Source organism: Brucella sp. IR073 (assembly GCF_049065735.1).
Taxonomy (GTDB): domain Bacteria; phylum Pseudomonadota; class Alphaproteobacteria; order Rhizobiales; family Rhizobiaceae; genus Paramesorhizobium.
The window spans coordinates 1-24243 of sequence record NZ_JBAKHD010000002.1 but is presented as its reverse complement, the minus strand read 5'-3'; the positions used below and the strand labels follow the sequence as shown (position 1 = coordinate 24243).

Below are 24243 nucleotides of genomic sequence, written 5' to 3'. Positions count from 1 at the left end.
TTTCCCCTCGTCAGGCGGCCCTGTCGCGCACCTGATAATCCTTGACGGTGGCGAAGCGGATCGCCTTCCAGCGCTCCGCCTCATAATTCAGCGAGAAGCCGTTCTGGGCGAGAAATACCGGATCGTTGTCAAGATCATGTGCGATATCGGCGCGGTGCGCGGCGATGAAGCGGGAAAGCTCCGCCGGATCGTCCGCCGAGATCCAGCGGCAGACAGAAAAGCGCGACATTTCGAAACCGACCGGAAGCGAATATTCCACTTTCAGCCGCTCGGTCAGCACGTCGATCTGGAGTGCGCCGACGACGCCGACAATGGCGGGCGAGCCGTCATCGGGCAGGAAAAGCTGCACCACGCCTTCCTCCGCCATCTGCTGCAAAGCTTCTTTCAGCTTCTTCGCCTTCATCGCATCGTCAAGCCGCACGCGGCGCAGGATCTCCGGGGCGAAGTTGGGGACGCCGCGGAAGAGAATGTCCTCGCCCTCGGTCAGCGTGTCGCCGATGCGCAGCGTGCCGTGGTTCGGTATGCCCACCACGTCGCCTGCGAACGCTTCGTCGGCGATCTGCCGCGTGCGGGCGAAGAAGAATTGCGGCGCCGAAAGGCTCATCGGCTTGCCGGTACGCACCAGCTTCGCCTTCATGCCCCGCGCGAGCTTGCCTGAACAGACGCGCAGGAAGGCGATGCGGTCGCGGTGGTTTGGGTCCATATTGGCCTGGATCTTGAAGACGAAGCCGGTCATCCGCTCCTCGGTCGCCTCCACCTTGCGCGTGTCGGCGTCCTGCGCGCGCGGGGAGGGGCCATAGTCGCAGAAGGCCTCGATCAGGTCGCGCACGCCGTAATTCTTGAGCGCCGAGCCGAAATAAACCGGCGTCATGTGCCCTTCGCGGAAGGCCTGCACATTGAACGGGCGGCAGACGCCCTGCGCCAGTTCCACCCCGTCGATCCACGCCTGCCGTTCATTTTCCGGCAGCAACTTGGCCGCGTCTTCGGGGCCGCGCACCTTGGTCGGCTGCTCCTCATTGTCCTGACGGCGCAGCGTGCTGTTGTGGAGATCGAAGGTACCGGCAAAGCTTTTCCCCGAGCCGATGGGCCAGGTGATGGGCGCTGTGTCGAGCGCCAGCTTCTCCTCGATCTCGTCAAGGATTTCCAGCGGGTCGCGCGCCTCGCGGTCCATCTTGTTGACGAAGGTGATGATCGGGATGTCGCGCATCCGGCAGACTTCGAAGAGCTTCAGCGTGCGCGGCTCGATGCCCTTGGCCGCGTCGATGACCATGACAGCGGAGTCCACCGCCGTCAGCGTGCGGTAGGTGTCGTCGGCGAAATCCTCATGGCCCGGCGTATCGAGCAGATTGAAGACGCAATCCTTGTATTCGAAGGTCATGACCGAGGTAACGACCGAGATGCCGCGCTCGCGCTCGATCTTCATCCAGTCCGACCGCGTCTGGATTCGGTCCTTCTTCGCCTTGACCTCGCCGGCAAGCTGGATCGCGCCGCCGAAAAGCAAGAGCTTTTCCGTCAGCGTCGTCTTGCCGGCGTCCGGGTGGGCGATGATCGCGAAAGTGCGGCGTTTGGAAACGGGATGATCGGCGGCGGGCATGCGGGCAAGCTCATTTCGAAAATCGGAACTGCGGGCTTCTACCAGCCCAAGCGCCGCCCGTCGACCCGTTTTGATGGAAGCACGCGACCGGCCACCAGCGAATGGCTCTGGCCGCGGCTCGCAGCGTCAGCAGATTTATTTCGCCTTGGAGGCGGTTGTTCTCGCCCGCGAGGTAGTCGTCTTTGCCCGTGCGGCCGGTTTTGCCCTGCTGGTTTTCCTGACGGCGGGGGCAGGGGCGCTGACGGCGGCGGCGAGAGGCGCGGGGTTTCCGAAGCCCTTGAGGCCGAGGCCGAAGGCGATGAACGACCAGCCCTGGAAGATCAGGTCGATTGCCAGGAAGGCGCCGAGCACCCACAGGCTGTTGACCGGCCAGCCGAGCGCGATGACGATGCCCACCAGCGCCGTCAGAACGCCCGTCGCCACGATCCAGCCCCAGCCCGTCGTGTTGTGCCTCGCCTCATAACCGCTCCAGATGCGCACGAGGCCGGTGGCCAGCAGCGCCGCGGCGAGCAGGAAGGTCAGCACTGTGGAAGCGAGGATGGGGTTCATGAAGGCGACGATGCCGGCAGCGGCATAAAGCAGCCCGCTCAGCGCCCAGAAGAGGTGGCTCTTCCACCCCGTAACGCCAAAGGCATGGACGATCTCGATGATGCCGCCCAAAAGCATCAGCATGCCGATGAAGAGGACGGACGCCACGGTCGCGAGCACGAGATTGCCGAGCGCAATGCCGCCAAGGAGGAGCAGCAATATGCCGATGCCGACGAACCATGCCCATTTGCTCCGAAGTATCTCCGAAACGTCGGCTGCGTTTGGAATATTGGCCGGCATGATAGTTCCTGGTGTCTTAGCCATTTCACTTCTCCTGACAAGACTGGAAGCATGATCCTGTAGGATCGCGCGGATGAACTTAAATCGACTGTGCCAAATTAAATTTAATTTTATCCTTCATCTTGGTTATTCTTTGAGAAATACATGTGTCTTCTGTTGGCGATGGAAATCATTCCTCTCCATCTTGTGATTGCATTATTTGCCCTGCCGGTTGCTCTTCCCAAAACCTTTGATTTCGCGGATAAAAGGCCGTCATCAGGACTGCCATTTCTCATGCTTGAAGCCATCTCGACCTATTGGGCGCAAATCTTCGCCGTCGTTTCGCTCGTCATGGGCGCGGCGGCGGCCATTCACGCCACGATGACGAAGGAGGACGTTCGCGCGGCAATCGGCTGGGTCGGCGTCATCGTTCTCTCGCCGGTCGTCGGCGCGCTCATCTATGCCGTGGCGGGCATCAACCGCATACGCCGCTCGACGCTGACACTACAACGCGCGGGGATGCCAAAGGTTGAGCAATATCATCTCGCCGAATATGACGTGGCGGACGAGACGATGGAGCGGCAGTTCGGCGATGCGCTGGCGACCATGAAGACGCTGGGCGACCGCGTCAGCCGCTATCACCTCACTTCGGGCAACGGCATCGAGGTTCTGCCCGATGGCGACGAGGCCTATGCCGCCATGCTCGCCGCCATTGACGGGGCGCAGCGCAGCATCCTCCTCGAAACCTACATCTTCGACAGGGATGTCATCGGCATCCGCTTCGCCGATGCGCTGGTGCGGGCCGTCAGGCGCGGCGTCGAGGTTCGGGTGCTCATCGATGCGGTCGGTGTGCGCTATTCGATCCCCAGCATCGTCGGCTATTTGAAGCGCGGCGGGGTGCCGGTCGATGTGTTCAACGGCAACATCATCATCGGCCTCCGGCTGCCCTATGCGAATCTGCGCACGCACCGCAAGATCCTCATCGTCGACGGCGCGGTCGCCTTCACCGGCGGCATGAACATTCGCGCCGGCTTCGCCGCCGCCGTAGCGGGCGAAAACGTCGCGGGCGACACGCATTTCCGCGTCACCGGTCCCATCGTCACCGATTTGTTTCACACCGCGCTGGAGGACTGGCTGTTCGTCACAGGCGAGCTTTTGACCGGCCCCGCCTGGGCCATCGTTCCGCCCGAGGCCCGGCTGGGATCGGGCATCCTCGCGCGCGTGGTCCCGTCAGGACCGGATAGGAGCCTCGAGACCAATCACCGTATGATGATCGGGGCGTTTTCGGTCGCCAAGGATTATATCCGCATCATGTCGCCCTATTTCCTGCCGGACCGCGAGCTCATCAGCGCGCTGGTGACGGCGGCAAGGCGCGGCGTGGCTGTGGATATTCTTGTGCCTGGCGTCAACAATCTGAAGCTCGTTGACCACGCCATGACCGCGCAGTTCGACCAGCTGTTGAAGGATGGCTGCCGCATCTGGCGCGCGGCCGGGCATTTCAACCATTCCAAGCTCATGGTGGTGGACGATGCCTGGGCCTATATCGGCTCGTCCAATCTCGACCCGCGCTCGCTGCGGCTCAATTTCGAGGTGGATGTCGAAGTGTTCGACGCGCGCTTCGCCAGGAAGGTGGATGCGCGCATTCGCGCCGCGATGAAGGGCGCCAGGCCCGTTCTTCTGGAAGAGTTGCGCGCCCGCCCGTTCCCGGCCCGGCTGCTGGAGCGCATCATCTGGCTCGGCTCGCCCTATCTATGACGCCTGTTTGACGCCGAATACGGCCCTAAGATCGATATGCGCCTTGATCGGAAGGTGATCCGAGGCGACGCGCGCAAGCGGCGTGTTGTGGACTTCCAGCGTGGTCACGAGATCGTGCGGATGGCCCAGCACCCGGTCGAGCGCCAGCACCGGGAAGCGTGAGGGAAAGCTCGGCACCGCGCCCGAGGAAGGGTCAAAGATGGGCAGCAGCGAGGCGAGCGAGGAGCGCTTGCCCACGCGCCATTCGTTGAGGTCGCCGATGAGCAGGGTAGGGCGCGCCTCCTCCGCCTCGAAAGCGGCCAGGATCGCCTCCGCCTGCTGCTCGCGCGAGCGCCGCAGCAGGCCCAGATGCGCCGCGATGATGCGCAATTCGCCGATGGAAAAATCAATATCCGCCACCAGCGCCCCGCGCGGCTCGACGCCGGGAAGGTTCAACTGGCGCACGCGCCGCACCGTGCCCTTGCGCAAGAGGATGAGGTTGCCGTGCCAGCCATGGCCGGTGGGCGACATCGGATTGATCGGCGCTGGGACAAGCCCGCTCTCCCGCTCCAGCCAGGCGAGGTCCAGCAGCCCGGAGCGCTGCCCGAACCGCTTGTCCGCCTCCTGGATGGCGATCACGTCGGCATCGATCTCGGCGATGACCCGCTGGATGCGCTCGGGATCGAACTTGTTGTCCACGCCGATGCATTTATGCACATTGTAGGACGCGATGATCGTATCCCCCACGCCCCTGTTGGCGGAAGGCGGCCTGTGGCCGGGCCTGTTGCGAATGGCCGTAAGAATGTTCGCGGAGAGCCTGCTGTTACCCTGAAGCTTTCTTCGCACCAACGCTTGCCTTTTTGCCTGTAAGCGCGCCGGGACCTGCCGGCCGGGAAAGGGATGGTGCTAAGATAGTCTTTAAGGGTGGGGGGGCGCAAGTTTTTGCCATCCTTGCCCGGCCACCTCTACAATATTCTTATAGCCGACGTTGCGATGATGATCAGCGCCACCGCCACCATCAGCGGGCGCACCGGCACGCGTTTAACCACATAGGCGCCGATGGGCGCGGCGATGACGCCACCGACAATCAAGCCGATGGCCGCGTTCAATTCCGACCAGCCGAGCGTCAGCACGAAGATGATGGAGATCGACAGCGTCACCAGGAATTCGGTGAGGTTGGTGGAGCCGATCACCTTCTTCGGATCATGCCCGCGGCCGACGAGCGAGGTCGTCACGATCGGGCCCCAGCCGCCCCCGCCCGCCGCATCGAGGAGGCCGCCGCCGAACCCGACATAGGGGATGATCCAATCGCGCACATCGCGCGGCCAAAGCGGCCGGAACGCCTTGAAGAGGATGTAGATTCCGATGGCGACGAGATAGGCCGAGACGAACGGCTCAATCGCCTTGCCGTGGATCTGCGTCAGCAGATAAGCGCCGATGACTCCGCCCGCTATGCCCGCCGGGGCCAGCCGCGCGACGAAATGCCAGTTCACATTGCGCTGATAGGCATGGGAGATGCCCGAAGCGGCGGTGGTGAAAACTTCTGCCACATGCGTCATGGCGCTCGCCGTCGCCGGAGGCATTCCTATGGCCAGAAGGCTGGTCGTGGACAGCACCCCGAACGCCATCCCAAGCGCCCCATCAACGATCTGCGCGCAGAAGCCGATGAGAACGAAGGTGAGAAAATCGGCGGAAAGAAAATCGAACGGCATGAACCCCCTCCGGTGAAATCGGCTTCGGAGAACTCTTCGGCTCGGTGAAGGTTCCCTTGGCCGCTGGTAATCCGAAAAGCAATACAGTATATTGACTAAGTTAGCTAAGGATGCGGTCATGCAGGTTACGGTTCACGCGGCTAAGACCAATTTATCGAAGTTGATCGAGGCCGCCATCGCGGGCGAGGAGGTCGTTATCGCCAAGGGGAAACGTCCGGTCGCCAAGATTGTCGCCATCCCCCAGACCAGATTCGTTATCGGCATATTGAAGGACGAGCTGGAGGGGACGGTCCCGAATTTTCTCGCACCGATGGAGGAAGGAGAACTGGCCCTCTGGGAGGGCAAGGAGTGACCCAGATCCTGCTGGATACGCATGTGTGGGCATGGGCGATTGCAGGCGGAGGGCACCTGTCGGCGAAGGCCATCACCGCAATCGAGGAGGCCGACAATGTCTATATCAGTCCCGTCAGCCTGTTCGAGATCGGACAGAAAGTCCGTCTCGGCAAATGGCCGGAAATGGCGCCCTTTCTCAAACGATTGCCGGGCCTGATAGAGGAGCAGGGCGGCTATGTGGCTGAGCTGTCGCCGGCAATCTGTCTTAGCGCTGCGATAATGGATTGGCCCCACCGCGACCCCTTTGATCGCTTCCTGGCGGCAACCGCCCTTGAACGAGGCCTGGTTCTGGTGTCTGCCGATCCAGTCTTTGACGAACTCGCCGCCAGTGCCGCTTGGCGCGGAAGGCTATGGTGAGACGGCGGTCGAGGAATTCCGGATGCAAATCTATCTCACCACGGCCCTGATCTATATCGGCGCAGCCATTGCCGAGATTGCGGGCTGCTTTGCCTTCTGGGCGTGGCTGAAACAGGGGAAGTCGGTCTTATGGCTCGCGCCGGGACTAGGCTCGCTGGTCGCCTTCGCCTTCCTGCTGACCCTTGCGCCGAGCGAGAATGCAGGACGTGCTTATGCGGCCTATGGCGGCATCTATATCATGACGTCGCTGTTGTGGCTCTGGGTGGTTGAGGGGCAGCAGCCCGATAGATGGGATTTCGCCGGAGTCGCTCTCGCGGTCATCGCCGCCGGCATCATCCTCTTCGCCCCGCGCGGGGGAAGTTATTGAAAGACAAAGATAATCAAAGGAAATGGTGCCCAGAAGAGGACTCGAACCTCCACGCCTCGCGGCACAGGTACCTGAAACCTGCGCGTCTACCAATTCCGCCATCTGGGCGACGCGGACCGATGTAAGGGGCGGTCCGCGCTCTGTCAATCGGTTTCGGATAAAATTATCCGACTTTTTAACATGGCTCCCGAAAGAGCTTATCCTTCCAGCACGTCCTTCGAGGCGATGGTGGAATCCGCATTGAGCCGGTAGACGATCGGAATGCCGGTGCCGAGTTCCCGTTCGACGATTTCCTTGCCCGAAAGACCCTCGAGCGCCATGATCAGCGCGCGCAGCGAATTGCCATGCGCGGCGACGAGCACCGTCTCGCCGCGCAGCACATGCGGCTGGATGGTGTGGAGATAATAGGGCCAGACGCGCGCGCCGGTGTCGCGCAGGCTCTCGCCGCCCGGCGGCGGCACGTCATAGGAGCGGCGCCAGATGTGGACCTGCTCTTCGCCCCATTTCACGCGCGCATCGTCCTTGTTGAGGCCCGAGAGCTCGCCATAATCGCGCTCGTTTAGCGCCTGATTGCGGATTGTCTTCAAATCCGGCTGGCCGGCTTCATCGAGAATATGCTGGCAGGTCGCCTGCGCACGCGAAAGGTCGGAGGTGAAGGCGATATCGAAATGAAGGCCAGCCGCTTTCAGCCGCTTGCCGGCCTCCTTCGCTTCCTTCTCGCCCTTCTCGGTCAGGCCCGGATCGCGCCATCCCGTGAAGAGGTTTTTGAGATTCCATTCGCTCTGGCCGTGCCGAACGAGGACAAGGGTGCGGGACATGTCATGCTCCATGCTTGCGGGAGGAAAATTTAGTCATTGAGGCCGAGCACATCGCGCATTGTGTAGAGCCCTGGCTTGGCGCTACGCGCCCAAAGCGCGGCCTTGACCGCGCCGCGTGCGAAGATGGTGCGATCCTCGGCATTGTGCGAGAGGGTGATGCGCTCGCCCGTGCCGGCGAGAATGACCGAATGGTCGCCGACCACCGAGCCGCCGCGTAAGGTGGCAAAGCCGATGGTGCCGTTCTCGCGCGCGCCCGTGTGCCCGTCGCGCGAGCGCACGCTGTTATCCCTGACGTCGATGCCGCGCCCCTTCGCCGCCGCCTCGCCAAGGAGCAGGGCAGTGCCGGACGGTGCGTCCACCTTATGCTTGTGATGCATTTCGAGAATCTCGATGTCGAAATCGTCGGGGCCCAGCGCCTTCGCCGCCTTTTCCACCAGCACGGAGAGCAGATTGACGCCAAGGCTCATATTGCCGGATTTGACGATCACAGCGCGCGCGGCGGCCTTGCGAATTTGCTCGTCATCGGCGGGTGAGCAACCCGTGGTGCCGATGACATGGACGATGCCTGCCTCCGCGGCGAGCTTGGCAAATTCCACCGTCGCGGCAGGGGAGGTGAAGTCGAGCACGCCGTCTGCAGCCTTGAAGACGGGCAGGGGATCGTCCGTGATGGTAACCCCGAGCGGCCCGGCGCCCGCCACTTCGCCCGCGTCCCGGCCGATGAGGGGCGAGCCTGATCGTTCCACCGCGCCTGAAAGCTGCGCGCCATCCATGGCAGCAATCGCGCGGATCAGCGCCTGGCCCATGCGCCCGCCCGCGCCGACGACCGCCAGCTTCATGCCGGAATTTTCCGTTTCGCTCATGGCTCGCTCCCCGTTTCCGCGCCACGTTGAGGTTCGAGTCCTCTTCTGGGCTCCACAACCTTGTCGCCTGTTTCCGCCCCGTCGTCCAGCGCCTGCCAGCTGTCGCGGCTTTGCAGTTTGTGGAAGCGGGCATAGATGCTGTGCGGATCAGCCATCAGCGTCTCGTGGCGGCCTTCCTCGACCACGCGCCCTGCTTCCATGACGACGATATGGTCGGCATTGACGATGGTTGAGAGGCGATGGGCGATGACGATGGTGGTACGGCCCTTCATCACGCCGTCGAGCGCCTGCTGCACACGCTTTTCCGATTCATTGTCGAGCGCCGAGGTTGCCTCGTCCAAGAGCAGGATCGGCGCGCCCCGCACGATAGCCCGCGCGATGGAAACGCGCTGGCGCTGCCCTCCGGAGAGCGTCACGCCATTCTCGCCGACAGGCGTGTCATAGCCCTGCGGCTGCTGCAGGATGAAGTCATGCGCATGGGCGAGCTTCGCCGCTTCGACGATCTCTTCCATGGTCGCGTCGGGACGCCCATAACGGATATTGTCGGCGATGGTGCCTTCGAAGAGATAGGGCTGCTGCGAGACATAGGCCATGGCATGGCGAAGCGAATCTTTCGTCACCCCGGCAATGTCCTGCCCGTCGATAAGGATACGGCCCCGCTCCAGATCGTAGAACCGCTCGGTGAGCGCGATGAGCGTCGATTTGCCCGCGCCCGACGCGCCGATGATCGCCGTCGTTTTGCCCGCCGCGGCGACGAAGCTGACGCCATGGAGGACGGGAGCAATGTCCGAATAGGAGAAGGAAACGTCTTCGAAGCGGATCTCGCCCTTCTCCACATGCAGCGGCTTGGCGCCCGGCGCGTCGCCCTGTTTCGGCTCCGTGTCGAGGATTTCATAGATCATGCGCGCATTGACCAGCGCGCGCTCCAGCCCGACCTGCAAACGCGCGAGGCGGCGCGCGGGATCATAGGCAAGCAGCAGCGCCGTGATGAAGGAGAACATCGCGCCGGGCGGCTGCTGCGTCAGCAGCGCGCGATAGCCGCCATAGGCGAGCACGCCTGCCACCGCGAAGCCGGCGAGGATTTCGGAAATCGGCGTGATGCGTTCGGAAACCTTGGCGATCTTGTTGCTGCGGCCTTCGGCTTGGCCGATCAGCTTGCCGATCTTGCCGCGCAGCTGGTCTTCCATGGTGAAGGCCTTGACGATGGCAATGCCCTGCACCGATTCCTGCATCGCGCCGAGGAGGTGCGAGTTGAGGTTCACCACCTCGCGCGTCACCGAGCGGATGCGGCGGGAAATATAGGCGACCGCCAGGATGAGCGGCGGCCCGATCAGGAAGACGATGACTGACAGCACCGGGTCCATGTAGAACATCGTGCCGATGAGGCCGACGAGCGAGATCATGTCGCGAGCGATGGATGTGATCGTCATGTTCAGAAGGTCGCGTATGCCAGCGACGTTCTGGTTGATCTGCGCGGCGAGGTGGCCGGAGCGCGTATCGTTGTAGAAATCGATGCCGAGCTTCATCAGATGGTCGAAGATGCGCGTCTGGTAGCGCGCCACCAGATTGTTGCCGATCTTGGCCAGCTCCACCGATTGCACATAGCCCGAAAGCCCGCGCAGGATGAACACGCCGAGGATCGAGCCGCAAATGATCCAGACCCAGTTGAGTTGCTGCTCGTAGAAGATCTTGTCGATCATCGGCTTCATCAGATAGGCGAGCACGCCATTCGACGCGCCGACCACCAGCGATGCTGCAACCGCGATGATATAATTACGCTTATATTCGCGCAAATTTTCCGACATCATGCGCCGGATGACGCGCGCCGCCTCGGAAGGATCGATCTTTTTCTTCTTGGGCTTTTCTACGCTCACGAGGGAAATCCTTATTCTGAGCGTCCTATAGCCTTGTTGAGCGGATTTGCCTATCCTTTGACGGGATTTTAGCCCTCAGCGCTTACCCCTTCCGCCACCTCCGCCCTTCCGTTGGCACGCCGAAGCGCGATGGGGTGCGGGCATAGGCGGAAAGGCCGCTCAAGGCCGCCAGCGGGTGGGTGATGACATAGACCGGCATGGCCTTCATGATCTCATTGTGCGGCGCCTTGTCCTCGAGAGCCTCGCGGAACGAAGGATTGCGCAATGCCGGGAGGATTCGCTGCACGATGCCGCCGGCGAGATAAATGCCGCCATGCGCCATGAAGGTAAGGGCAAAGTCGCCGGCACACCGTCCGAGATAGGTGACGAAAAGCTGCAAGGTTTCCACCGCCTGCGGGGAGGTACCGTCAAGCGCCGCGCCGGTGATTTCTGCAGGCGTCGTCAGCGCCGGCTGCACACCGTCCGCCTTGCAGACGGCCCCGTAGATGTTCTGCAGTCCGCGCCCGCACAGCACCTGCTCGGCGGAGATGCGCCCGCCGATGCGCTCCAGATGCGGGAAGATTTGCAGGTCGCGCGCCGTGCGTGGGCCGAAATCCACATGCCCGCCTTCGCCCGGCACCGGCACCCAGGTCTGGCGCGTGCGGATAAGGCCCGCTACGCCGAGGCCGGTGCCCGGTCCAAGCACGACGCGGCTGCCATTCGGCTCGCTTTCGCCGCCGCCGATCTTTTCCAGATATTCGCTTTCGAGCGAGGTGACGGCCAGCGCCTGCGCCTCGAAGTCGTTGAGGATGGTGATGTCCTCCAGCCCCAGCGTCTCCATCATCTGCTTCGGCTTCAGCACCCAATGGCAATTGGTGAGGCCCACCTCGTCGCCATCGACAGGTCCGGCAATGGCAAGGACCGCAGAGCGCGGCTGGATCGAGGTATGGTCGAGCACGGCGGTCTGGATCGCCTCGTCGATGGTCGCAAAATCCGCCGTCTGCAGGATGGGGAACTGCTTCGGCTCCGCGTAGGAATCGACGAGAATGGCGAACCGCGCATTCGTGCCGCCGATGTCGCCGACGAGAACCGGAAAGCGCAAGGTGCAGTCAATATCGGTGCTGGAGATCATGTTCATTACCCGGTCCGCCAAAAAAAGTGCTGCCTTATCTTTGCACGCACAACCTTATCCGAAAGTCAGCAATTTTTCGGGATCATGCTTTAGTGATGTGCCAGCTTCTCAACCAGCAATTCCGCCGTGGCGCGGTTGAGCGCCATCGGTATGTCATAGACGCTGCCCAGCCGCGTCAGCGCCTTCACGTCGACATCATGCGGCATGGGCGACAAGGGGTCGATGAAAAAGATCATCGCCTGCACCTTGCCCTCCGCGATCATTGCACCGATCTGCTGGTCGCCGCCCATCGGCCCGCTTTTGACCCGCTCGATCGACAGGGACGGACAGGCTTCCTGCACCAGGCCGCCGGTGGTGCCGGTCGCCACGATCCTCCAGCGCGACAGCACCAGTTCGTGGACGCGGGCAAAGGCGACCATGTCGTTCTTTTTCAAGTCGTGCGCGATCAACGCTATGCGGAGGGGCTTCGTCACGGGGCTATCCTAAATCGATTGAAGCCTATAGCGAAAGCGGCCTTCGGTGAAAAGGGCTGATTGATTGGCGCACCCCAATTTGCCCCTCACTGAACCGCTGGCAGCCATAGGGGGCGCCTCACGATTCAATTAAGACACGACCCACTTCTCAACTCCGCGGCCGCGCGGTGGGAACCGGAACATCTGCCGGGGGCGTCGGCGCGCTGAATGCAGCCGCGGGAGCGGCAGGCGCGGTGGGCGGCGTTTCCGGATCCACCCCCGCAGCTGCTGCGCCGCCGAATGTCACCTGCGCGATAGACGCGGGCCCCGGCTCGGTCAGGATGCGCGCACAGGCGGGCGGCAGGTCCGAGACCATCATCGGCCTTGGCGGCTTTGGCGGTTTCGTCGGCTTGGCTGGCTTCTCCGGCTTTTTCCATGGCTCGTCCGTGAACCACCAGGCCAGCGGCTTGCCGCAGCCGTCGTCGTTCATGTTGATCGGCTCCTGCGGCTTGCAGCCGGGCGAGCCGGGCTGGCAGGATATGCGCACATGGAAATGATAGTAATGGCCCCAATAGGGGCGGATCTTGGCGAGCCAGCGGCGGTCGCCGGTGACGGTGTCGCACAACTGTTTCTTGATGCCGGGATGGACGAAGATACGCTCCACCTCCGGATAGCCCGCCGCCCGTTTCAAAAGCGCGGTGCGGCTCGGCGTCCACTTCTTCGGATCGACATAGAGCGAATCCGGCTTCAGCATCGAGACGGCGCTGATCTTCTCGCGCTCCTCGCCGGTCAGGCGGCGGTTCGGCATCGGGGTCAGCCAGATGTCGGCGTCGAGCCCGATCTGATGCGAGGCGTGGCCGGAAAGCATCGGGCCGCCGCGCGGCTGCGAGATGTCGCCAACGAGCAGGCCCGGCCAGCCATCCTTCGCCGCCGCCTCGCGCGATAGCCGCTCAAGCAGGGCGATCATCTTGGGATGCCCCCAGCGCCGGTTGCGGGTCAGCCGCATCACCTGCCAGGTCGGTCCGTCCACGGGAATCGCCAGCGCCCCGGCGAGACAGCCCTTGGAATAGAAGCCGACCGACTGCGGCGGCGCCACCGCCGGAAGCGCCACATGGCCGAAGGCCTGCTTGGCGGGCTCGTCGGCGAATGCGTCGGTCGCTTGTACCAATTCCAGCGCAGTCGCCGCGCAAAGAACCGCGGCAAGCCCGATGCGGGTGAGGAATTTTGCAGGCATCGGCGATTTCCCCGTGGAAATGTGGCAGTTTCGAAAACGGCTTGCCCGATTCCGTCTGCGATATCGATGGCATTATCATGGCGCGGTGTGGCGGGGCGGCGTTAGCTCCGCGCGAACGCACGAGCCACAGGAAGTTTCCTGCAGTATGGTAAATAAAGGGTATATCCTGGAGCAACTGTGTTTTGACGAAATCAGCTATAGCATTACGACCGTTGCGGTAATGGATAGGGAGAGGAATGGATCCCAGTGACAAGCACTGGGATGACGGGAGGGACAGGTATTCGCCCAACCGGACACCCATTGTGGCAGGCGGGACGGTTGGAGATTACCCGGAACAGCCAACCCCATCCGTCATCCCAGTGCTTGTCACTGGGATCCATGCCTCTACGGCGAAGTTGTCACTACCTATAAAAGCTCAATTGGTGAGGGGACTCCGATGACGGCCTATATGATCCGGCTCCTGATCTGGACGGTCTTCATCGCCGTTTTGATCTTCTGGCCTGCCGGTACGCTCGCTTATCCCGGCGGCTGGGTTTTCATGATTTTCATGGGGCTGGGCGGTTTCATCATGATTTGGTGGCTGGCAAAGGTCAGCCCGTCGCTCTTGCGCGAGCGCATGGCCGCTCCGTGGCAGCGCGGTCAGGCGTCCTGGGATCGCGTGTGGCTCTCGCTCTTCGTCGTGCTCTTTTGCGGCTGGCTCGCCCTCATGAGCTGGGATGCGGCACGTACAGGTTTTACCGCCGTGCCTCTCTGGCTGCAGGTGGTCGGCGTGCTCGCAATCATCGCAAATTATCTGGGCACCTGGGCCACATTCCGCGAGAACGCTTTCGCCGCGCCCGTGGTCAAGCTGCAGGAGAACCAGAAGGTCATCGATACCGGGCCTTATGCGATCGTCCGCCACCCCATGTATACCAGCGCGCTCTGCCTCTTTCTCGGAACGCCGCTGGCCATGGGCTCCTGGCTCGGGCTTGCCGTCGGCGTGGTCTTTTGCCTCGCCCTCGCCTGGCGCGCCGTGCATGAGGAAAACGCATTGCGGGAGGGATTGCCCGGCTATGATGCCTATATGAGCCGCGTCTGCTACCGTTTCATTCCCTTTGTCTGGTAGGGTCAGCCCGCCCGCCAGTTGCCGTCCCGCCACATCGCCGAAAAGGCGGTGCGGTAATCAGGATAGGCGAATTCATAGCCGAGCCCCCGGATGCGTGCGTTGGAAACCCGCTTGTTCTCGCTATAGAAAGAGCGCGCCATCGCCGTCAATTCCGCCGTCTCGAACGGCACTTCCGGCGGCGGCGTCACGCCCATCAGTTCGGCGGCATAGGCGACGACATCCTGCGGCGGCGATGGCTCGCTATCGGTGACGTTGAAGACGCCGCCCGTATCGCTCCTCGCGAGGAAGCGTAAGACCCCCGCAATATCCTCCACATGGATGCGGTTGAAAACCTGATCCTGCTTGACGATGCGCCGCGCCGTACCGCGCTCCAGATTGACGAAGGCATTGCGGCCCGGGCCGTAAATGCCGGACAGGCGGAGAATGGCCAGCGGAATGCCGTGCCGCTGGCATAAATCCGTCCAGGCCTGTTCCGCCTCCACCCGCTCGCGGCTGCGGCGGGAGGTTGGCTTGCAGGGCGCCGTCTCATCCACCCATTCGCCGCCATGGTCACCATAGACGCCGACCGTCGAGAGATAGCCGATCCAGCGGATGCTGTTGCCGGGACGCTGAAGCGCTTGCGTCACTGCCGCCACCGCCGGGTCGCCAGTTTCTCCGGGCGAGATCGAGATGACCACATGGGTGGAGCCGACGAGGCGGTCGGGCATGGCGGGGGAGGTGGCTTCCCCGCCGAAAAGCAGCGGTGCGATGCCCGCTTCCTCCAGCGCGGCGAAATTTTCCTCATGCCGCGTCGTGCCGTCGATGCGCTCGGCCTCGCCTTTCATCTTCCGCGCAAAGGCCTTGGCCGAGTAACCGGCCCCAAACAAAAATAGACGCATCAGTTCGTTTCCCATTCCGCCCGCACCGTAGCATCCATTTCCGACGCCGCCAGCCTTTCACGCGCTTTTTGAAACATTGGCGATGCGGCAAGTTGGCCGAGCGCCCAGACCGCCGCCCCGCGCACCAAGGGCGAAGCATCAATCAACAGCCCCTCCACCTGGGAGATAAGGGCTTGGTCCTGCGAATTGCCCGCCGCGATCAGCACATTGCGCAAGAACCGGTCGCGCCCGATCCGCTTCACCGGCGAGCCGGAAAAGAGGGCGCGAAAAGCGGGATCGTCGAGCGCGAGCAGGTCGGATAAAAGCGGCGCCTTCAAATCCTCCCGCGCCTTCAGCTTCATCTCGCTGGCGGCTCGTGCGAATTTGTTCCAGGGGCAGGCGGCGAGGCAATCGTCGCAGCCATAGATGCGATTGCCAATCGCCTTGCGAAACTCGCGCGGGATCGGCCCTTTGTTCTCGATGGTAAGATAGGAGATGCAGCGCCGCGCATCGATCTGGTAGGGGGCTGGAAAAGCATCGGTCGGGCAGATGTCGAGGCAAGCCCGGCACGAGCCGCAATGGTCCCGCTCCGGCGCGTCCGGCTGGATTTCGGCGGTCGTGAAGATCGAGCCCAGGAACAGCCATGAGCCAAGCTCCCGGCTCACCAGATTGGTGTGCTTGCCCTGCCAGCCGAGACCGGCCGCGGCGGCAAGCGGCTTTTCCATGACAGGGGCGGTATCGACGAACACCTTGACGTCGCTCCCCGCCCTCGCGGCGAAACGGCTGGCGATATGCTTGAGCTTACCCTTGATGATGTCGTGATAATCGCGGTTCTGCGCATAGACAGAGATAGCGGCGCGGTCCTTCAATCCCAGCACCGCACGCGGATCATGCTCCGGCCCGTAATTCATCGCCAGCATGATGATGGAGCGCACCTCAGGCCACAGCACACGCGGATCGGCCCGCCGCTCCAGCGTCTCTTCCATCCACTCCATCGAGCCATGGCGCCCGAGGCCGAGATATTGCCTAAGCCGCGCGCCCGCCTGCGGGATGGCGTCGGGCGTGGTAACGGCCATGAGATCGAAGCCTGCGGCTCTTGCTTCTTCGGCAAGGAAGCGCTTGAGCTTTTCGTTATTGGAGCGGTTCATATTTGATAAATAGGAACGCTGGCGCGACCGCGCCTCAACCGAACCCCAACCACCCTAAAAATCCAGATCGCCATAATGCGCGACAGGAGAAAGCCCGCGCACCCGGTCCGCAAGCAGGGGGCGGAAGGAGGGGCGCGATTTGACGCGCATGTACCAGTCCCGCGCCGCCGGGTAATGGGCCCACTCGATCTCTCCGAGATAATCGAGGATGGAAAGCGCCGCCGCCGCCGCCATATCGGCATAGCTCGGCTGCGCTCCGCCCAGCCAGTCGCGCGTTGCCGAAAGCCAGTCGACATATTTCATATGCTGGCGGATATTGTTGCGCGCCGCGCGCAAGGCGGAGGAGTCCGGTGAACTGCCTCCGCCATCGGCCGCCATCTGTAGCTTCAGCACACGCTCGCGCGCGATATGCCGCGTCACCTCATTGTCGAGCTTGGTGAGGAACCAGTCCACCAGCCGGCGCACTTCCGCCCGCTCGCTTGGGGATTCCGGCAGGAGCCGGCGGTTACGCTTCAACGCGCCGCGCGTCTCGTCAAGATATTCGGCGATGACCGTCGCCCCGGCGATCGGCACGTCGTTTTCGGCCAGCAGCACCGGCAGGGTTCCCGCCGGGTTGAGCGCGAGAAACTCCTTGCGCCGCGTCCATGGCTTTTCCTCGATAAGCTCGGCCTCGACGCCGTACTCGCTGAGAATCAGCCGCGCATAGCGCGAGCCCGCGGACATGGGATGGTGAAAGAGCGTCAGCATTATTGCCTGGGATGGTCTTTCAAACTGGAATTGAACGAAACGGGGTCGACTCCATGGGCTGTGATCTGGCATTTCATCGGCCGGCGGCGTATTTCTTCCGCCGTCTGATTCCCGGCCAGCCCTGTTGGGGAAACCTATAGGAGCAACAAGGGCTGGAAACAAGCGATCCCTGCCATCCTCTCACGGCAACCCTTGTCAGCGAAAGTTCCCCCGCATGGATATCAAAACCTTTTTCGATGCCGCGATCCTGGGTCTTCTCGAAGGCTTGACGGAATTCATTCCCGTCTCCTCGACGGGTCACCTGCTCCTGGCCGGCCATTTCCTCGGCTTCCGCTCGACGGGCAAGACCTTCGAGGTGCTGATCCAGCTGGGCGCGATCCTGGCGATCCTCAGCGTCTATTTCGGCAGGCTCTGGCACCTGCTCGTCAGCCTGCCCAGCGATGCGCGCAGCCGGCGTTTCGTTCTCGGCATCCTCATCGCCTTCCTGCCCGCTGCCGTCATCGGCGCTCTCGCGCATGGCTTCATCAAATCCGTGCTGTTCGAGACGCCGATGCTCGTCTGCATCATGCTGATTCTCGGCGGCTTCGTGCTGCTCGTCGTGGACCGGCTGCCGCTGAAGCCGCGCTATCACGACGTCATGGACTATCCGCTTTCGCTCTGCCTCAAGATCGGCCTTTGCCAGTGCCTGGCGATGATTCCCGGCGTCTCACGCTCCGGCTCCACCATCGTCGGCGCGCTCCTGATGGGAACGGACAAGCGCTCGGCGGCGGAATTCTCCTTCTTCCTCGCCATGCCCACCATGGCCGGGGCCTTCGCCTATGACCTCTACAAGAACCGCGACATCCTGAGCCTGAACGACGGCGCGATCATCCTAGTCGGCTTCGTCATGGCGTTCATCTCAGGCGTCTTCGTCGTCCGCCATTTGCTCGACTACGTCTCCCGCCACGGCTTCACGCTTTTCGCTTGGTGGCGGCTGATCGTCGGCGCGGCCGGCCTGGCGGCGCTGCTGGTTTGGGGGTGAGTCTTGTAAACCATCCTGCGATGGCGTACATTTTGTACGAAAAATATGCCAAAACAGGTGGTGAAATGCCTGCAACTGCCCCAACCGCGAAGCCAGCGCCCCAAGGCGAACCCCTGGTTCTGTCCTATATGGATAAAGCTGGGAGGATCGCCGTCGACCGGCTCGCGGACGGTTTCGGCATGTCGAAGCTGCAGCTTGCCGAAACTGCGGGACTGGCGCGCGAGACGCTCTATCGGCCCGAACGCAGCCAAGCGCCGAAGACGCAAGGCCGCCTGCGGGAAATGCTGGAGATCATCAGCCGTGTCGTCGAATGGGCTGGCGGCAAAGAGCAGGCCATGGCGTGGTACCGCGCCCAGCCTTTGCCGGCATTCGGCGGACGAACGGCTGAGGCGCTTGTCAAGGAAGGCAAGGCCGCCGCTGTGCGGGATTACCTCGATCACATGGCGCTCGGCGGGTTTGCGTGAGATTTATCGGGACATGCTACCGCGCGCATGATCCCAGATGGGCGTTCAAGCCCATATCAGGCGATGGCGCGGCGATCCGGGGCGCGCGTTTCAATCCGCGAGGCGTACCTGCGCTTTATCTCAGCCTCAGTATCATGACGGCGATCAAGGAAGCCAATCAGGGCTTCGCGCATCGCATAGACCCTTGCGTCCTGTGCTCCTACTATGTCGACTGTGCCGATGTGGCGGATTTGACCACCGAGAAAGGAAGGACGGCTCATTCCGTTCTCCTTGAGGAAATGGCTTGCGCCTGGGCGAATGCGCTTGCCGAGGGAGAACGTCCCGCCTCATGGTCTGTCTATGACCGGCTCAAGGCGCGGGATATTGCCGGAATCCTTGTGCCGAGCTTTGCACCGGGCGCAGAAACGGGCGACAAAAATCTGGTGCTTTGGGCATGGAGTCCGGATCTCCCCCACAAGGTAAGCGTGTTCGATCCGAGCGGCAAATTGCCGAAAGATCAACTGTCCTGGAACTGATTCCGCCCGGTTACGCCGCCAATCAACAATCACATCGGGCGTCAGCAAAAAGGGGCCTTACGGCCCCTTCGTCATTTCTGATCCGCCCATTTCGGCGGCAGTTCCTTTTTGGTGAACTGCCCCTGCTCGCGATAGCGCCAGAGATAGCTCGGAAGCACCACATCGGTGCCGGTCGGGCGGATGCCTGCGCCTTCCAGCGTGCGGCCTTCGCGCTTCGCTTCCTCGGAGACAATATTGTCATGTTGCAGCTGCGTCACCTGGTCGTTGGTGATGACCGGCTTCGGCAGCAGGCCCGCCACCCCGGCGATGATGCGCGCCGCAAACCACGGGATCGGCAGCAGGATGCGCTTGCGGTTGATGACCTCGAGCATCTCTTCCATGCAGCGGCGGAAGCTCATCGCCTCCGGCCCGCCAAGCTCGTAGACGCGGCCATGCTCGACCGTGCCGTCCACCGTCCGCGCGATCATTTCTGCGACATCGCCGACATAGACCGGCTGGAACATCGTCTTGCCCCCGCCGATCAGCGGCAGGAAGGGCGAGAAGCGCGCCATATTGGCGAACTTGTTGAAGAAGCCGTCCTCCGGTCCGAAAATGATCGAGGGGCGGATGATGGTGGCATGCGGAAGCACCTCATGCACCGCCTTTTCCGCCTCGCCCTTGGTGCGGGCATAGGCCGAGGCCGAGTTCGGGTCCGCGCCGATGGCGGACATATGGGTCAGCGGGATGCCCTTTTCCTTCGCGGCTTCCGCCACCGCCCGCGCGCCGTCCAGCTGCACCGCGTTAAAGCGCTGGGCGCCGCTTTCGGAGAGGATGCCGACAAGGTTGATGACGTGATCTGCGCCGCGGAGCGCCAGCTCAATCGACTGCGGATAGCGCAGATTTGCCTGCACGGTCTGGATCTGGCCCAGATTGCCGAGCGGCTGGAGGTAGGGAGCCAGCGTCGGGCGGCGTACCGCGACGCGCACCCTGTATCCGCGCTTGGCGAGCGCCGCCACCACATGGCGGCCGACAAAGCCCGACCCGCCAAAGACGGTGACGAGTTTCGGTTTGTTGAGAAGACCTGTTCTCTCGACGGCCATGGCACAATCTCCTGCAATCAATGAAGCGCATCGGCTTTTATCTGCGGCTCATGTAATGTTTTTTTGTGCGCGCCGAAAGAGGACATATGTGCCCATACGTGTTTCCTCTTTGCGTTTCACGGTCCGCCTGCTAAATCGCGCGCATGAGCACACCATTGGACCATATTCGCAATTTCTCCATCGTCGCCCATATCGACCATGGGAAATCCACCCTTGCCGACCGGCTGATCCAACTGACCGGCGGGCTGGATATGCGCGAGATGAAGGATCAGGTGCTCGACTCGATGGATATCGAGCGCGAGCGCGGCATCACCATCAAAGCCCAGACCGTCCGCCTTCACTACAAGGCGAAGAATGGCGAGGACTATGTGCTGAACCTGATCGACACGCCGGGCCATGTCGACTTCGCCTATGAAGTGTCGCGCTCGCTCGCCGCCTGCGAAGGTTCGCTGCTGGTGGTCGATGCGTCTCAGGGCGTCGAAGCGCAAACGCTCGCCAATGTCTATCAGGCCATCGACAACAATCACGAGCTGGTCGTGGTGCTGAACAAGGTGGACCTGCCCGCCGCCGAGCCCGAGCGCGTCCAGCAGCAGATCGAGGAGGTCATCGGCATCGACGCCTCCGATGCGGTGCTGATTTCCGCCAAGACCGGCCTCGGCATCGAGAATGTGCTCGAAGCCATTGTCGAGAAGCTGCCCCCGCCGAAAGCAGGCGACCGCAACGCGCCCTTGAAGGCCATGCTGGTCGACAGCTGGTACGACGCCTATCTCGGCGTCATCGTGCTGGTGCGTATCATCGACGGCGTGCTGAAAAAGGGCCAGACCATCCGCATGATGGGCACGGGCGCGAAATATCCTGTCGAGCGCACCGGCGTCTTCACGCCCAAGATGGTGAATGTGGACGAACTCGGCCCCGGTGAGCTCGGCTTCATCACCGCCTCGATCAAGGAAGTGGCCGACACCCGCGTCGGCGACACCATCACCGAAGACCGCCGTCCGGCGGAAGAAATGCTGCCGGGCTTCAAGCCGGCGCAGCCGGTGGTGTTCTGCGGCCTGTTCCCGGTCGACGCGGCGGATTTCGAAGATTTGCGCGCCGCCATGGGCAAGCTGCGTTTGAACGACGCCTCGTTCTCCTTCGAGATGGAAACCTCCGCCGCGCTCGGCTTCGGCTTCCGCTGCGGCTTCCTCGGCCTCCTGCATCTGGAAATCATCCAGGAGCGGCTGGAGCGCGAATTCAATCTCGATCTCATCGCCACCGCTCCATCGGTCGTCTACCGCATGAAGATGACCGATGGCACGGTGAAGGAACTGCACAACCCCGCCGACATGCCCGATGTGGTGAAGATCGCCGCCATCGAGGAGCCATGGATTCGCGCCACGATCCTGACGCCCGACGACTACCTCGGTTCCATCCTAAAGCTCTGCCAGGAGCGGCGCGGCATTCAGGTGGACCTCTCCTATGTCGGCCCGCGCGCCATGGTCACTTACGACCTGCCGCTCAACGAAGTGGTGTTCGATTTCTACGACCGGCTGAAATCCATCTCCAAGGGCTATGCCTCTTTCGACTATAACCTGTCGGAATATCGCGAAGGCGATCTGGTGAAAATGTCGATCCTCGTCAATGACGAGCCGGTCGATGCGCTCTCCATGCTGGTCCACCGCTCGGCGGCGGAAAAGCGTGGCCGGGTGCTGTGCGAGAAGCTGAAGGAACTGATCCCGCAGCATATGTTCAAGATCCCCATCCAGGCGGCGATTGGGGGACGGATCATCGCCCGCGAGACCATCTCGGCCCTGCGCAAGGACGTGACCGCCAAATGCTACGGCGGCGACGTCACCCGCAAGCGCAAGCTTCTGGAAAAGCAGAAGGAAGGCAAGAAGAAGATGCGCCAGTTCGGCAAGGTGGACATCCCGCAGGAAGCGTTCATCCAGGCGCTGAAGATGGGGGATAGTTGAGGGCGCTGCGGCGCCCTTTCCATTCCCATGGCCATCCGCTTCATCCTCTGCACTCTACCTTTCGTCATAGCCGCTTGCGCCTCGCCCGCGCCGCGTCCGCCTGTTCCAGTCGTTGTGCACACACCTCCGCCCGCGCCCGTTGAGGGCATCAAGCCGCTGACGGTCGAGCAGGATGAGCAGATAGGACAGTAGATCGTTCCTACAAGCATCATTGGCTTTAACTAAAATACGAATCAGTTATTCTACCCTCGGGCTGACCGGGGAAAGCCAAAATGCCGCCAATCCAATCAAAGGCAATCACTAATGCTGAGTATGATCCATCTACTCAGCAACTGCATTTAACGTTCACTTCTGGGGGCACGTACACGTTTTTCGCAGTTCCAGAGTCGGTTTATACGGCCTTTTTGGCGTCGAGTTCGAAAGGCACTTTTTACAATACGTACATTCGTGAAAAATACGTGTCAAAGTAATGCGCCTCTCAAAAATTGAGTTTACGAACTTCCGGTGTTTCCGATCCGAAGCGATAGAATTCGGGGATTACACGTCGCTAGTGGGTCCGAATAATTGCGGGAAGTCCACCGCATTGCGCGCCCTCAACCTATTTTTTGGTGGAGCCAGTCCACGCGCCTCGAACATCTCGGCGGAAGATTTTTATATTGGCGCTGCGGTGGAAGACGAACTTCGGCTACGGTTCGAATTTGTCGGTGTGACTGGCCAAGCAGCCAATGAAATGGCTCACTACGTTAGAAACGAGCGCCTTGTTTTCGAGATTTTGGCGACACGAAACGAAAAAGGTGTCATTTCATCACGGTGCCGAGGAATACGATATGGTTTGCTGGAATTAGTAAATTTTTTTGCCGCTGCGACAGCCGGAGAAAAACGTCCCATCTATGAAGCGCTGCAAGTAAAGTATCCAGATGAAATCCCCACGTGGCGAAATATGCAGCAGGCGGGGGAGGCAATTAGAGCATTTGAAGCATCTAAGCCAAGCGAGCATGTAGCGATTCCGAGCGAGGAAAGTGCATACGGCGCTACCGGTCCGATTCCTAAACTGAAGAAATTTATTGATTGGATCTATGTGCCTGCAGTTAAGGATGCTTCGACGGAAGCGAGCGAACAAAGAGAATCAGCGTTTTCGAAACTCATCTCTTTTGCGGTCAGGAATCGCTGTGACTTTTCCGAGCAGATAACCCGTATAAAAACGGAAGCGTCTGAGGCTCTTCGAAGCGCTTTGGGTGAAGCAGAGAGTGTATTAGCGGAGGTGGGCGGCGAGATAAACCGCGAATTTAAAAATCTTACCGCGACGCCGATCGACGTTGCGATAGAATGGGGGCAGCTTGATGAAATTGCGGTGCGGGAACCGGTTATCCGATCCATATTCAAGGACGGACGTGTTCTCGGAGGGCCAGAAATATTCGGCCATGGCTTGCAGCGCACCTATTTAATGGCATTACTTTCTCTGGCAGCGAGAGCGCAGGGCGGAAATGATAATTTTCGGCTTCTTCTTGGAATAGAAGAACCGGAACTTTATCAGCATCCACCACAATCGCGGTTCTTGGCCAGCGCATTGGCCGATTTGTCCGCAAACAGTTGTCAGGTTATAGTAACTACACATAGCCCGCACTTCATCAGTGGAAGGACTTTTGAAAGTGTTCGCGTATTAAGAAAACGCGAAAACGCGACGCGTGTAAATTCATGGACCATAGATCAGCAGAGGGCATATGTTGCTGAACGCAAAGGTGTCGCACCAATAGGAGCAAATGCCGCTCTATCTGGCATCGATAGAACTCTTCAAACATCCATTGCGGAGATGTTCTTTGCCGGGAAGATTGTTCTTGTCGAAGGCCCAGAGGATATCGCCCTCATAGAAGCCTACCTACGGAACGTTGGAAATGACCTGAGACCCAACTTCCCTCCATTTTTCGGGAGAGTCTTGGGTTTTTAATCTGGCCTCATGCGGCCTGTTTTTCCATAGCCATCTTCATTGCGAACTCTCCGGGTGTGATGTTGCCCAGCGACGAGTGGGGTCTGTTCCTGTTGTA

At 61.4% G+C, this 24243-nt stretch carries 24 protein-coding genes, 1 tRNA gene and 1 pseudogene; 11 read left to right on the top strand and 15 right to left on the bottom strand.

Features of this window, described 5'->3' with window-relative positions; translation table 11 throughout:
• Window positions 1-10: 10 nt before the first annotated feature.
• Both ACOWVG_RS03890 and ACOWVG_RS03885 read right to left on the bottom strand, forming a co-directional pair.
• Complete coding sequence (locus ACOWVG_RS03890; protein ID WP_420960196.1) at window positions 11-1594, bottom strand: peptide chain release factor 3; 1584 nt, start codon at window positions 1592-1594, stop codon at window positions 11-13.
• Between the two features lie 276 nt (window positions 1595-1870).
• A pseudogene (locus ACOWVG_RS03885) lies at window positions 1871-2422 on the bottom strand (HdeD family acid-resistance protein); the annotation flags it as partial.
• 273 nt (window positions 2423-2695) lie between these two features.
• On the opposite strand from ACOWVG_RS03885, the gene ACOWVG_RS03880 reads away from it, so the two are divergent.
• Complete coding sequence (locus tag ACOWVG_RS03880; RefSeq protein ID WP_420960195.1) at window positions 2696-4156, top strand: phospholipase D-like domain-containing protein; 1461 nt, start codon at window positions 2696-2698, stop codon at window positions 4154-4156.
• On the opposite strand, the gene ACOWVG_RS03875 is transcribed toward ACOWVG_RS03880, so the two are convergent.
• On the bottom strand, window positions 4151-4981 hold the full coding sequence (locus tag ACOWVG_RS03875; RefSeq protein WP_420960194.1) for an endonuclease/exonuclease/phosphatase family protein: 831 nt from the start codon (window positions 4979-4981) through the stop codon (window positions 4151-4153). The two genes, ACOWVG_RS03880 and ACOWVG_RS03875, sit on opposite strands and share 6 nt — an antisense overlap.
• A gap of 119 nt (window positions 4982-5100) precedes the next feature.
• Window positions 5101-5847, bottom strand: a complete 747-nt coding sequence (locus tag ACOWVG_RS03870; RefSeq protein ID WP_420960193.1) for a sulfite exporter TauE/SafE family protein — start codon at window positions 5845-5847, stop codon at window positions 5101-5103.
• Between the two features lie 118 nt (window positions 5848-5965).
• On the opposite strand from ACOWVG_RS03870, the gene ACOWVG_RS03865 reads away from it, so the two are divergent.
• From ACOWVG_RS03865 to ACOWVG_RS03855, 3 genes are read left to right on the top strand one after another with little or no spacing between them, the layout of a single operon-like run.
• The gene (locus ACOWVG_RS03865) at window positions 5966-6199 is read left to right on the top strand and encodes a type II toxin-antitoxin system Phd/YefM family antitoxin (protein ID WP_420960192.1); all 234 of its coding nucleotides are present in this window, start codon (window positions 5966-5968) and stop codon (window positions 6197-6199) included.
• A complete protein-coding gene (locus ACOWVG_RS03860) occupies window positions 6196-6597 on the top strand; it encodes a type II toxin-antitoxin system VapC family toxin (RefSeq protein ID WP_420960190.1) in 402 nt (133 codons plus the stop codon). Before ACOWVG_RS03865 ends, ACOWVG_RS03860 begins: the two co-directional genes overlap by 4 nt.
• A gap of 22 nt (window positions 6598-6619) precedes the next feature.
• Window positions 6620-6964, top strand: coding sequence for a YnfA family protein (locus ACOWVG_RS03855; protein ID WP_420960763.1), 345 nt, complete (start codon window positions 6620-6622; stop codon window positions 6962-6964).
• 23 nt (window positions 6965-6987) lie between these two features.
• Here the strand turns inward: ACOWVG_RS03855 and ACOWVG_RS03850 are convergent.
• The 7 genes from ACOWVG_RS03850 to mepA form a co-directional block, all read right to left on the bottom strand.
• Window positions 6988-7072 (bottom strand) — tRNA-Leu (locus tag ACOWVG_RS03850).
• Window positions 7073-7161: 89 nt separating this feature from the next.
• On the bottom strand, window positions 7162-7782 hold the full coding sequence (locus tag ACOWVG_RS03845) for a 2,3-bisphosphoglycerate-dependent phosphoglycerate mutase (RefSeq protein WP_420960189.1): 621 nt from the start codon (window positions 7780-7782) through the stop codon (window positions 7162-7164).
• Window positions 7783-7811: 29 nt separating this feature from the next.
• Entirely contained in the window at window positions 7812-8642 is an 831-nt protein-coding gene (gene dapB / locus ACOWVG_RS03840) for a 4-hydroxy-tetrahydrodipicolinate reductase (RefSeq protein ID WP_420960188.1), read from the bottom strand.
• The gene (locus ACOWVG_RS03835) at window positions 8639-10450 is read right to left on the bottom strand and encodes an ABC transporter ATP-binding protein (protein ID WP_420960760.1); all 1812 of its coding nucleotides are present in this window, start codon (window positions 10448-10450) and stop codon (window positions 8639-8641) included. Before ACOWVG_RS03835 ends, dapB begins: the two co-directional genes overlap by 4 nt.
• A 148-nt stretch (window positions 10451-10598) precedes the next feature.
• A complete protein-coding gene (locus ACOWVG_RS03830) occupies window positions 10599-11627 on the bottom strand; it encodes a glucokinase (protein WP_420960759.1) in 1029 nt (342 codons plus the stop codon).
• Between the two features lie 89 nt (window positions 11628-11716).
• Entirely contained in the window at window positions 11717-12100 is a 384-nt protein-coding gene (locus ACOWVG_RS03825) for a methylglyoxal synthase (protein ID WP_420960187.1), read from the bottom strand.
• 148 nt (window positions 12101-12248) lie between these two features.
• On the bottom strand, window positions 12249-13313 hold the full coding sequence (gene mepA / locus ACOWVG_RS03820) for a penicillin-insensitive murein endopeptidase (RefSeq protein WP_420960186.1): 1065 nt from the start codon (window positions 13311-13313) through the stop codon (window positions 12249-12251).
• A gap of 436 nt (window positions 13314-13749) precedes the next feature.
• Between mepA and ACOWVG_RS03815 the strand changes: the two genes are divergently transcribed.
• Window positions 13750-14418, top strand: a complete 669-nt coding sequence (locus ACOWVG_RS03815) for a methyltransferase family protein (protein ID WP_420960185.1) — start codon at window positions 13750-13752, stop codon at window positions 14416-14418.
• Window positions 14419-14420: 2 nt separating this feature from the next.
• On the opposite strand, the gene ACOWVG_RS03810 is transcribed toward ACOWVG_RS03815, so the two are convergent.
• Genes ACOWVG_RS03810 through ACOWVG_RS03800 form a run of 3 tightly spaced genes read right to left on the bottom strand, consistent with a single transcriptional unit; the run spans window position 14421 to window position 17170 of the window.
• Window positions 14421-15296 carry an SDR family oxidoreductase gene (locus ACOWVG_RS03810; RefSeq protein ID WP_420960184.1) on the bottom strand — a complete coding sequence of 292 codons (876 nt, stop codon included), beginning with the start codon at window positions 15294-15296 and terminating at the stop codon, window positions 14421-14423.
• Entirely contained in the window at window positions 15296-16423 is a 1128-nt protein-coding gene (gene queG, locus ACOWVG_RS03805; RefSeq protein ID WP_420960182.1) for a tRNA epoxyqueuosine(34) reductase QueG, read from the bottom strand. Before queG ends, ACOWVG_RS03810 begins: the two co-directional genes overlap by 1 nt.
• A 54-nt stretch (window positions 16424-16477) precedes the next feature.
• Window positions 16478-17170: a glutathione S-transferase family protein gene (locus ACOWVG_RS03800; protein WP_420960181.1), complete on the bottom strand. Its 693-nt coding sequence runs from the start codon at window positions 17168-17170 to the stop codon at window positions 16478-16480.
• 214 nt (window positions 17171-17384) lie between these two features.
• On the opposite strand from ACOWVG_RS03800, the gene ACOWVG_RS03795 reads away from it, so the two are divergent.
• The 3 genes from ACOWVG_RS03795 (at window position 17385) to ACOWVG_RS03785 (ending at window position 19170) form a co-directional block, all read left to right on the top strand.
• Window positions 17385-18191 carry an undecaprenyl-diphosphate phosphatase gene (locus tag ACOWVG_RS03795; RefSeq protein ID WP_420960180.1) on the top strand — a complete coding sequence of 269 codons (807 nt, stop codon included), beginning with the start codon at window positions 17385-17387 and terminating at the stop codon, window positions 18189-18191.
• Window positions 18192-18319: 128 nt separating this feature from the next.
• On the top strand, window positions 18320-18655 hold the full coding sequence (locus tag ACOWVG_RS03790; RefSeq protein ID WP_420960179.1) for an MbcA/ParS/Xre antitoxin family protein: 336 nt from the start codon (window positions 18320-18322) through the stop codon (window positions 18653-18655).
• Window positions 18652-19170 (top strand): RES family NAD+ phosphorylase, encoded by a 519-nt coding sequence (locus tag ACOWVG_RS03785; protein ID WP_420960178.1) that lies wholly within the window; start codon window positions 18652-18654, stop codon window positions 19168-19170. Before ACOWVG_RS03790 ends, ACOWVG_RS03785 begins: the two co-directional genes overlap by 4 nt.
• 71 nt (window positions 19171-19241) lie before the next feature.
• On the opposite strand, the gene ACOWVG_RS03780 is transcribed toward ACOWVG_RS03785, so the two are convergent.
• On the bottom strand, window positions 19242-20249 hold the full coding sequence (locus ACOWVG_RS03780) for a complex I NDUFA9 subunit family protein (protein WP_420960177.1): 1008 nt from the start codon (window positions 20247-20249) through the stop codon (window positions 19242-19244).
• Between the two features lie 143 nt (window positions 20250-20392).
• On the opposite strand from ACOWVG_RS03780, the gene lepA reads away from it, so the two are divergent.
• The 3 genes from lepA (at window position 20393) to ACOWVG_RS03765 (ending at window position 24146) form a co-directional block, all read left to right on the top strand.
• A complete protein-coding gene (lepA, locus tag ACOWVG_RS03775) occupies window positions 20393-22201 on the top strand; it encodes a translation elongation factor 4 (RefSeq protein ID WP_420960176.1) in 1809 nt (602 codons plus the stop codon).
• Window positions 22202-22473: 272 nt separating this feature from the next.
• Entirely contained in the window at window positions 22474-22671 is a 198-nt protein-coding gene (locus ACOWVG_RS03770; protein ID WP_420960175.1) for a KTSC domain-containing protein, read from the top strand.
• Window positions 22671-24146 carry an AAA family ATPase gene (locus ACOWVG_RS03765; RefSeq protein ID WP_420960174.1) on the top strand — a complete coding sequence of 492 codons (1476 nt, stop codon included), beginning with the start codon at window positions 22671-22673 and terminating at the stop codon, window positions 24144-24146. Before ACOWVG_RS03770 ends, ACOWVG_RS03765 begins: the two co-directional genes overlap by 1 nt.
• Window positions 24147-24243: the final 97 nt, after the last annotated feature.

Coding starts and splice junctions, on each gene's coding strand:
- ACOWVG_RS03890 (WP_420960196.1), bottom strand. CDS start 1,594: ATGCCCGCCGCCGATCATCCCGTTTCCAAACGCCGCACTTTCGCGATC.
- ACOWVG_RS03880 (WP_420960195.1), top strand. CDS start 2,696: ATGCTTGAAGCCATCTCGACCTATTGGGCGCAAATCTTCGCCGTCGTT.
- ACOWVG_RS03870 (WP_420960193.1), bottom strand. CDS start 5,847: ATGCCGTTCGATTTTCTTTCCGCCGATTTTCTCACCTTCGTTCTCATC.
- ACOWVG_RS03865 (WP_420960192.1), top strand. CDS start 5,966: ATGCAGGTTACGGTTCACGCGGCTAAGACCAATTTATCGAAGTTGATC.
- ACOWVG_RS03855 (WP_420960763.1), top strand. CDS start 6,620: ATGCAAATCTATCTCACCACGGCCCTGATCTATATCGGCGCAGCCATT.
- ACOWVG_RS03845 (WP_420960189.1), bottom strand. CDS start 7,782: ATGTCCCGCACCCTTGTCCTCGTTCGGCACGGCCAGAGCGAATGGAAT.
- dapB (WP_420960188.1), bottom strand. CDS start 8,642: ATGAGCGAAACGGAAAATTCCGGCATGAAGCTGGCGGTCGTCGGCGCG.
- ACOWVG_RS03835 (WP_420960760.1), bottom strand. CDS start 10,450: ATGATGTCGGAAAATTTGCGCGAATATAAGCGTAATTATATCATCGCG.
- ACOWVG_RS03830 (WP_420960759.1), bottom strand. CDS start 11,627: ATGATCTCCAGCACCGATATTGACTGCACCTTGCGCTTTCCGGTTCTC.
- mepA (WP_420960186.1), bottom strand. CDS start 13,313: ATGCCTGCAAAATTCCTCACCCGCATCGGGCTTGCCGCGGTTCTTTGC.
- ACOWVG_RS03815 (WP_420960185.1), top strand. CDS start 13,750: ATGACGGCCTATATGATCCGGCTCCTGATCTGGACGGTCTTCATCGCC.
- ACOWVG_RS03810 (WP_420960184.1), bottom strand. CDS start 15,296: ATGCGTCTATTTTTGTTTGGGGCCGGTTACTCGGCCAAGGCCTTTGCG.
- queG (WP_420960182.1), bottom strand. CDS start 16,423: ATGAACCGCTCCAATAACGAAAAGCTCAAGCGCTTCCTTGCCGAAGAA.
- ACOWVG_RS03800 (WP_420960181.1), bottom strand. CDS start 17,170: ATGCTGACGCTCTTTCACCATCCCATGTCCGCGGGCTCGCGCTATGCG.
- ACOWVG_RS03795 (WP_420960180.1), top strand. CDS start 17,385: ATGGATATCAAAACCTTTTTCGATGCCGCGATCCTGGGTCTTCTCGAA.
- ACOWVG_RS03790 (WP_420960179.1), top strand. CDS start 18,320: ATGGATAAAGCTGGGAGGATCGCCGTCGACCGGCTCGCGGACGGTTTC.
- ACOWVG_RS03780 (WP_420960177.1), bottom strand. CDS start 20,249: ATGGCCGTCGAGAGAACAGGTCTTCTCAACAAACCGAAACTCGTCACC.
- lepA (WP_420960176.1), top strand. CDS start 20,393: ATGAGCACACCATTGGACCATATTCGCAATTTCTCCATCGTCGCCCAT.
- ACOWVG_RS03770 (WP_420960175.1), top strand. CDS start 22,474: ATGCCGCCAATCCAATCAAAGGCAATCACTAATGCTGAGTATGATCCA.
- ACOWVG_RS03765 (WP_420960174.1), top strand. CDS start 22,671: ATGCGCCTCTCAAAAATTGAGTTTACGAACTTCCGGTGTTTCCGATCC.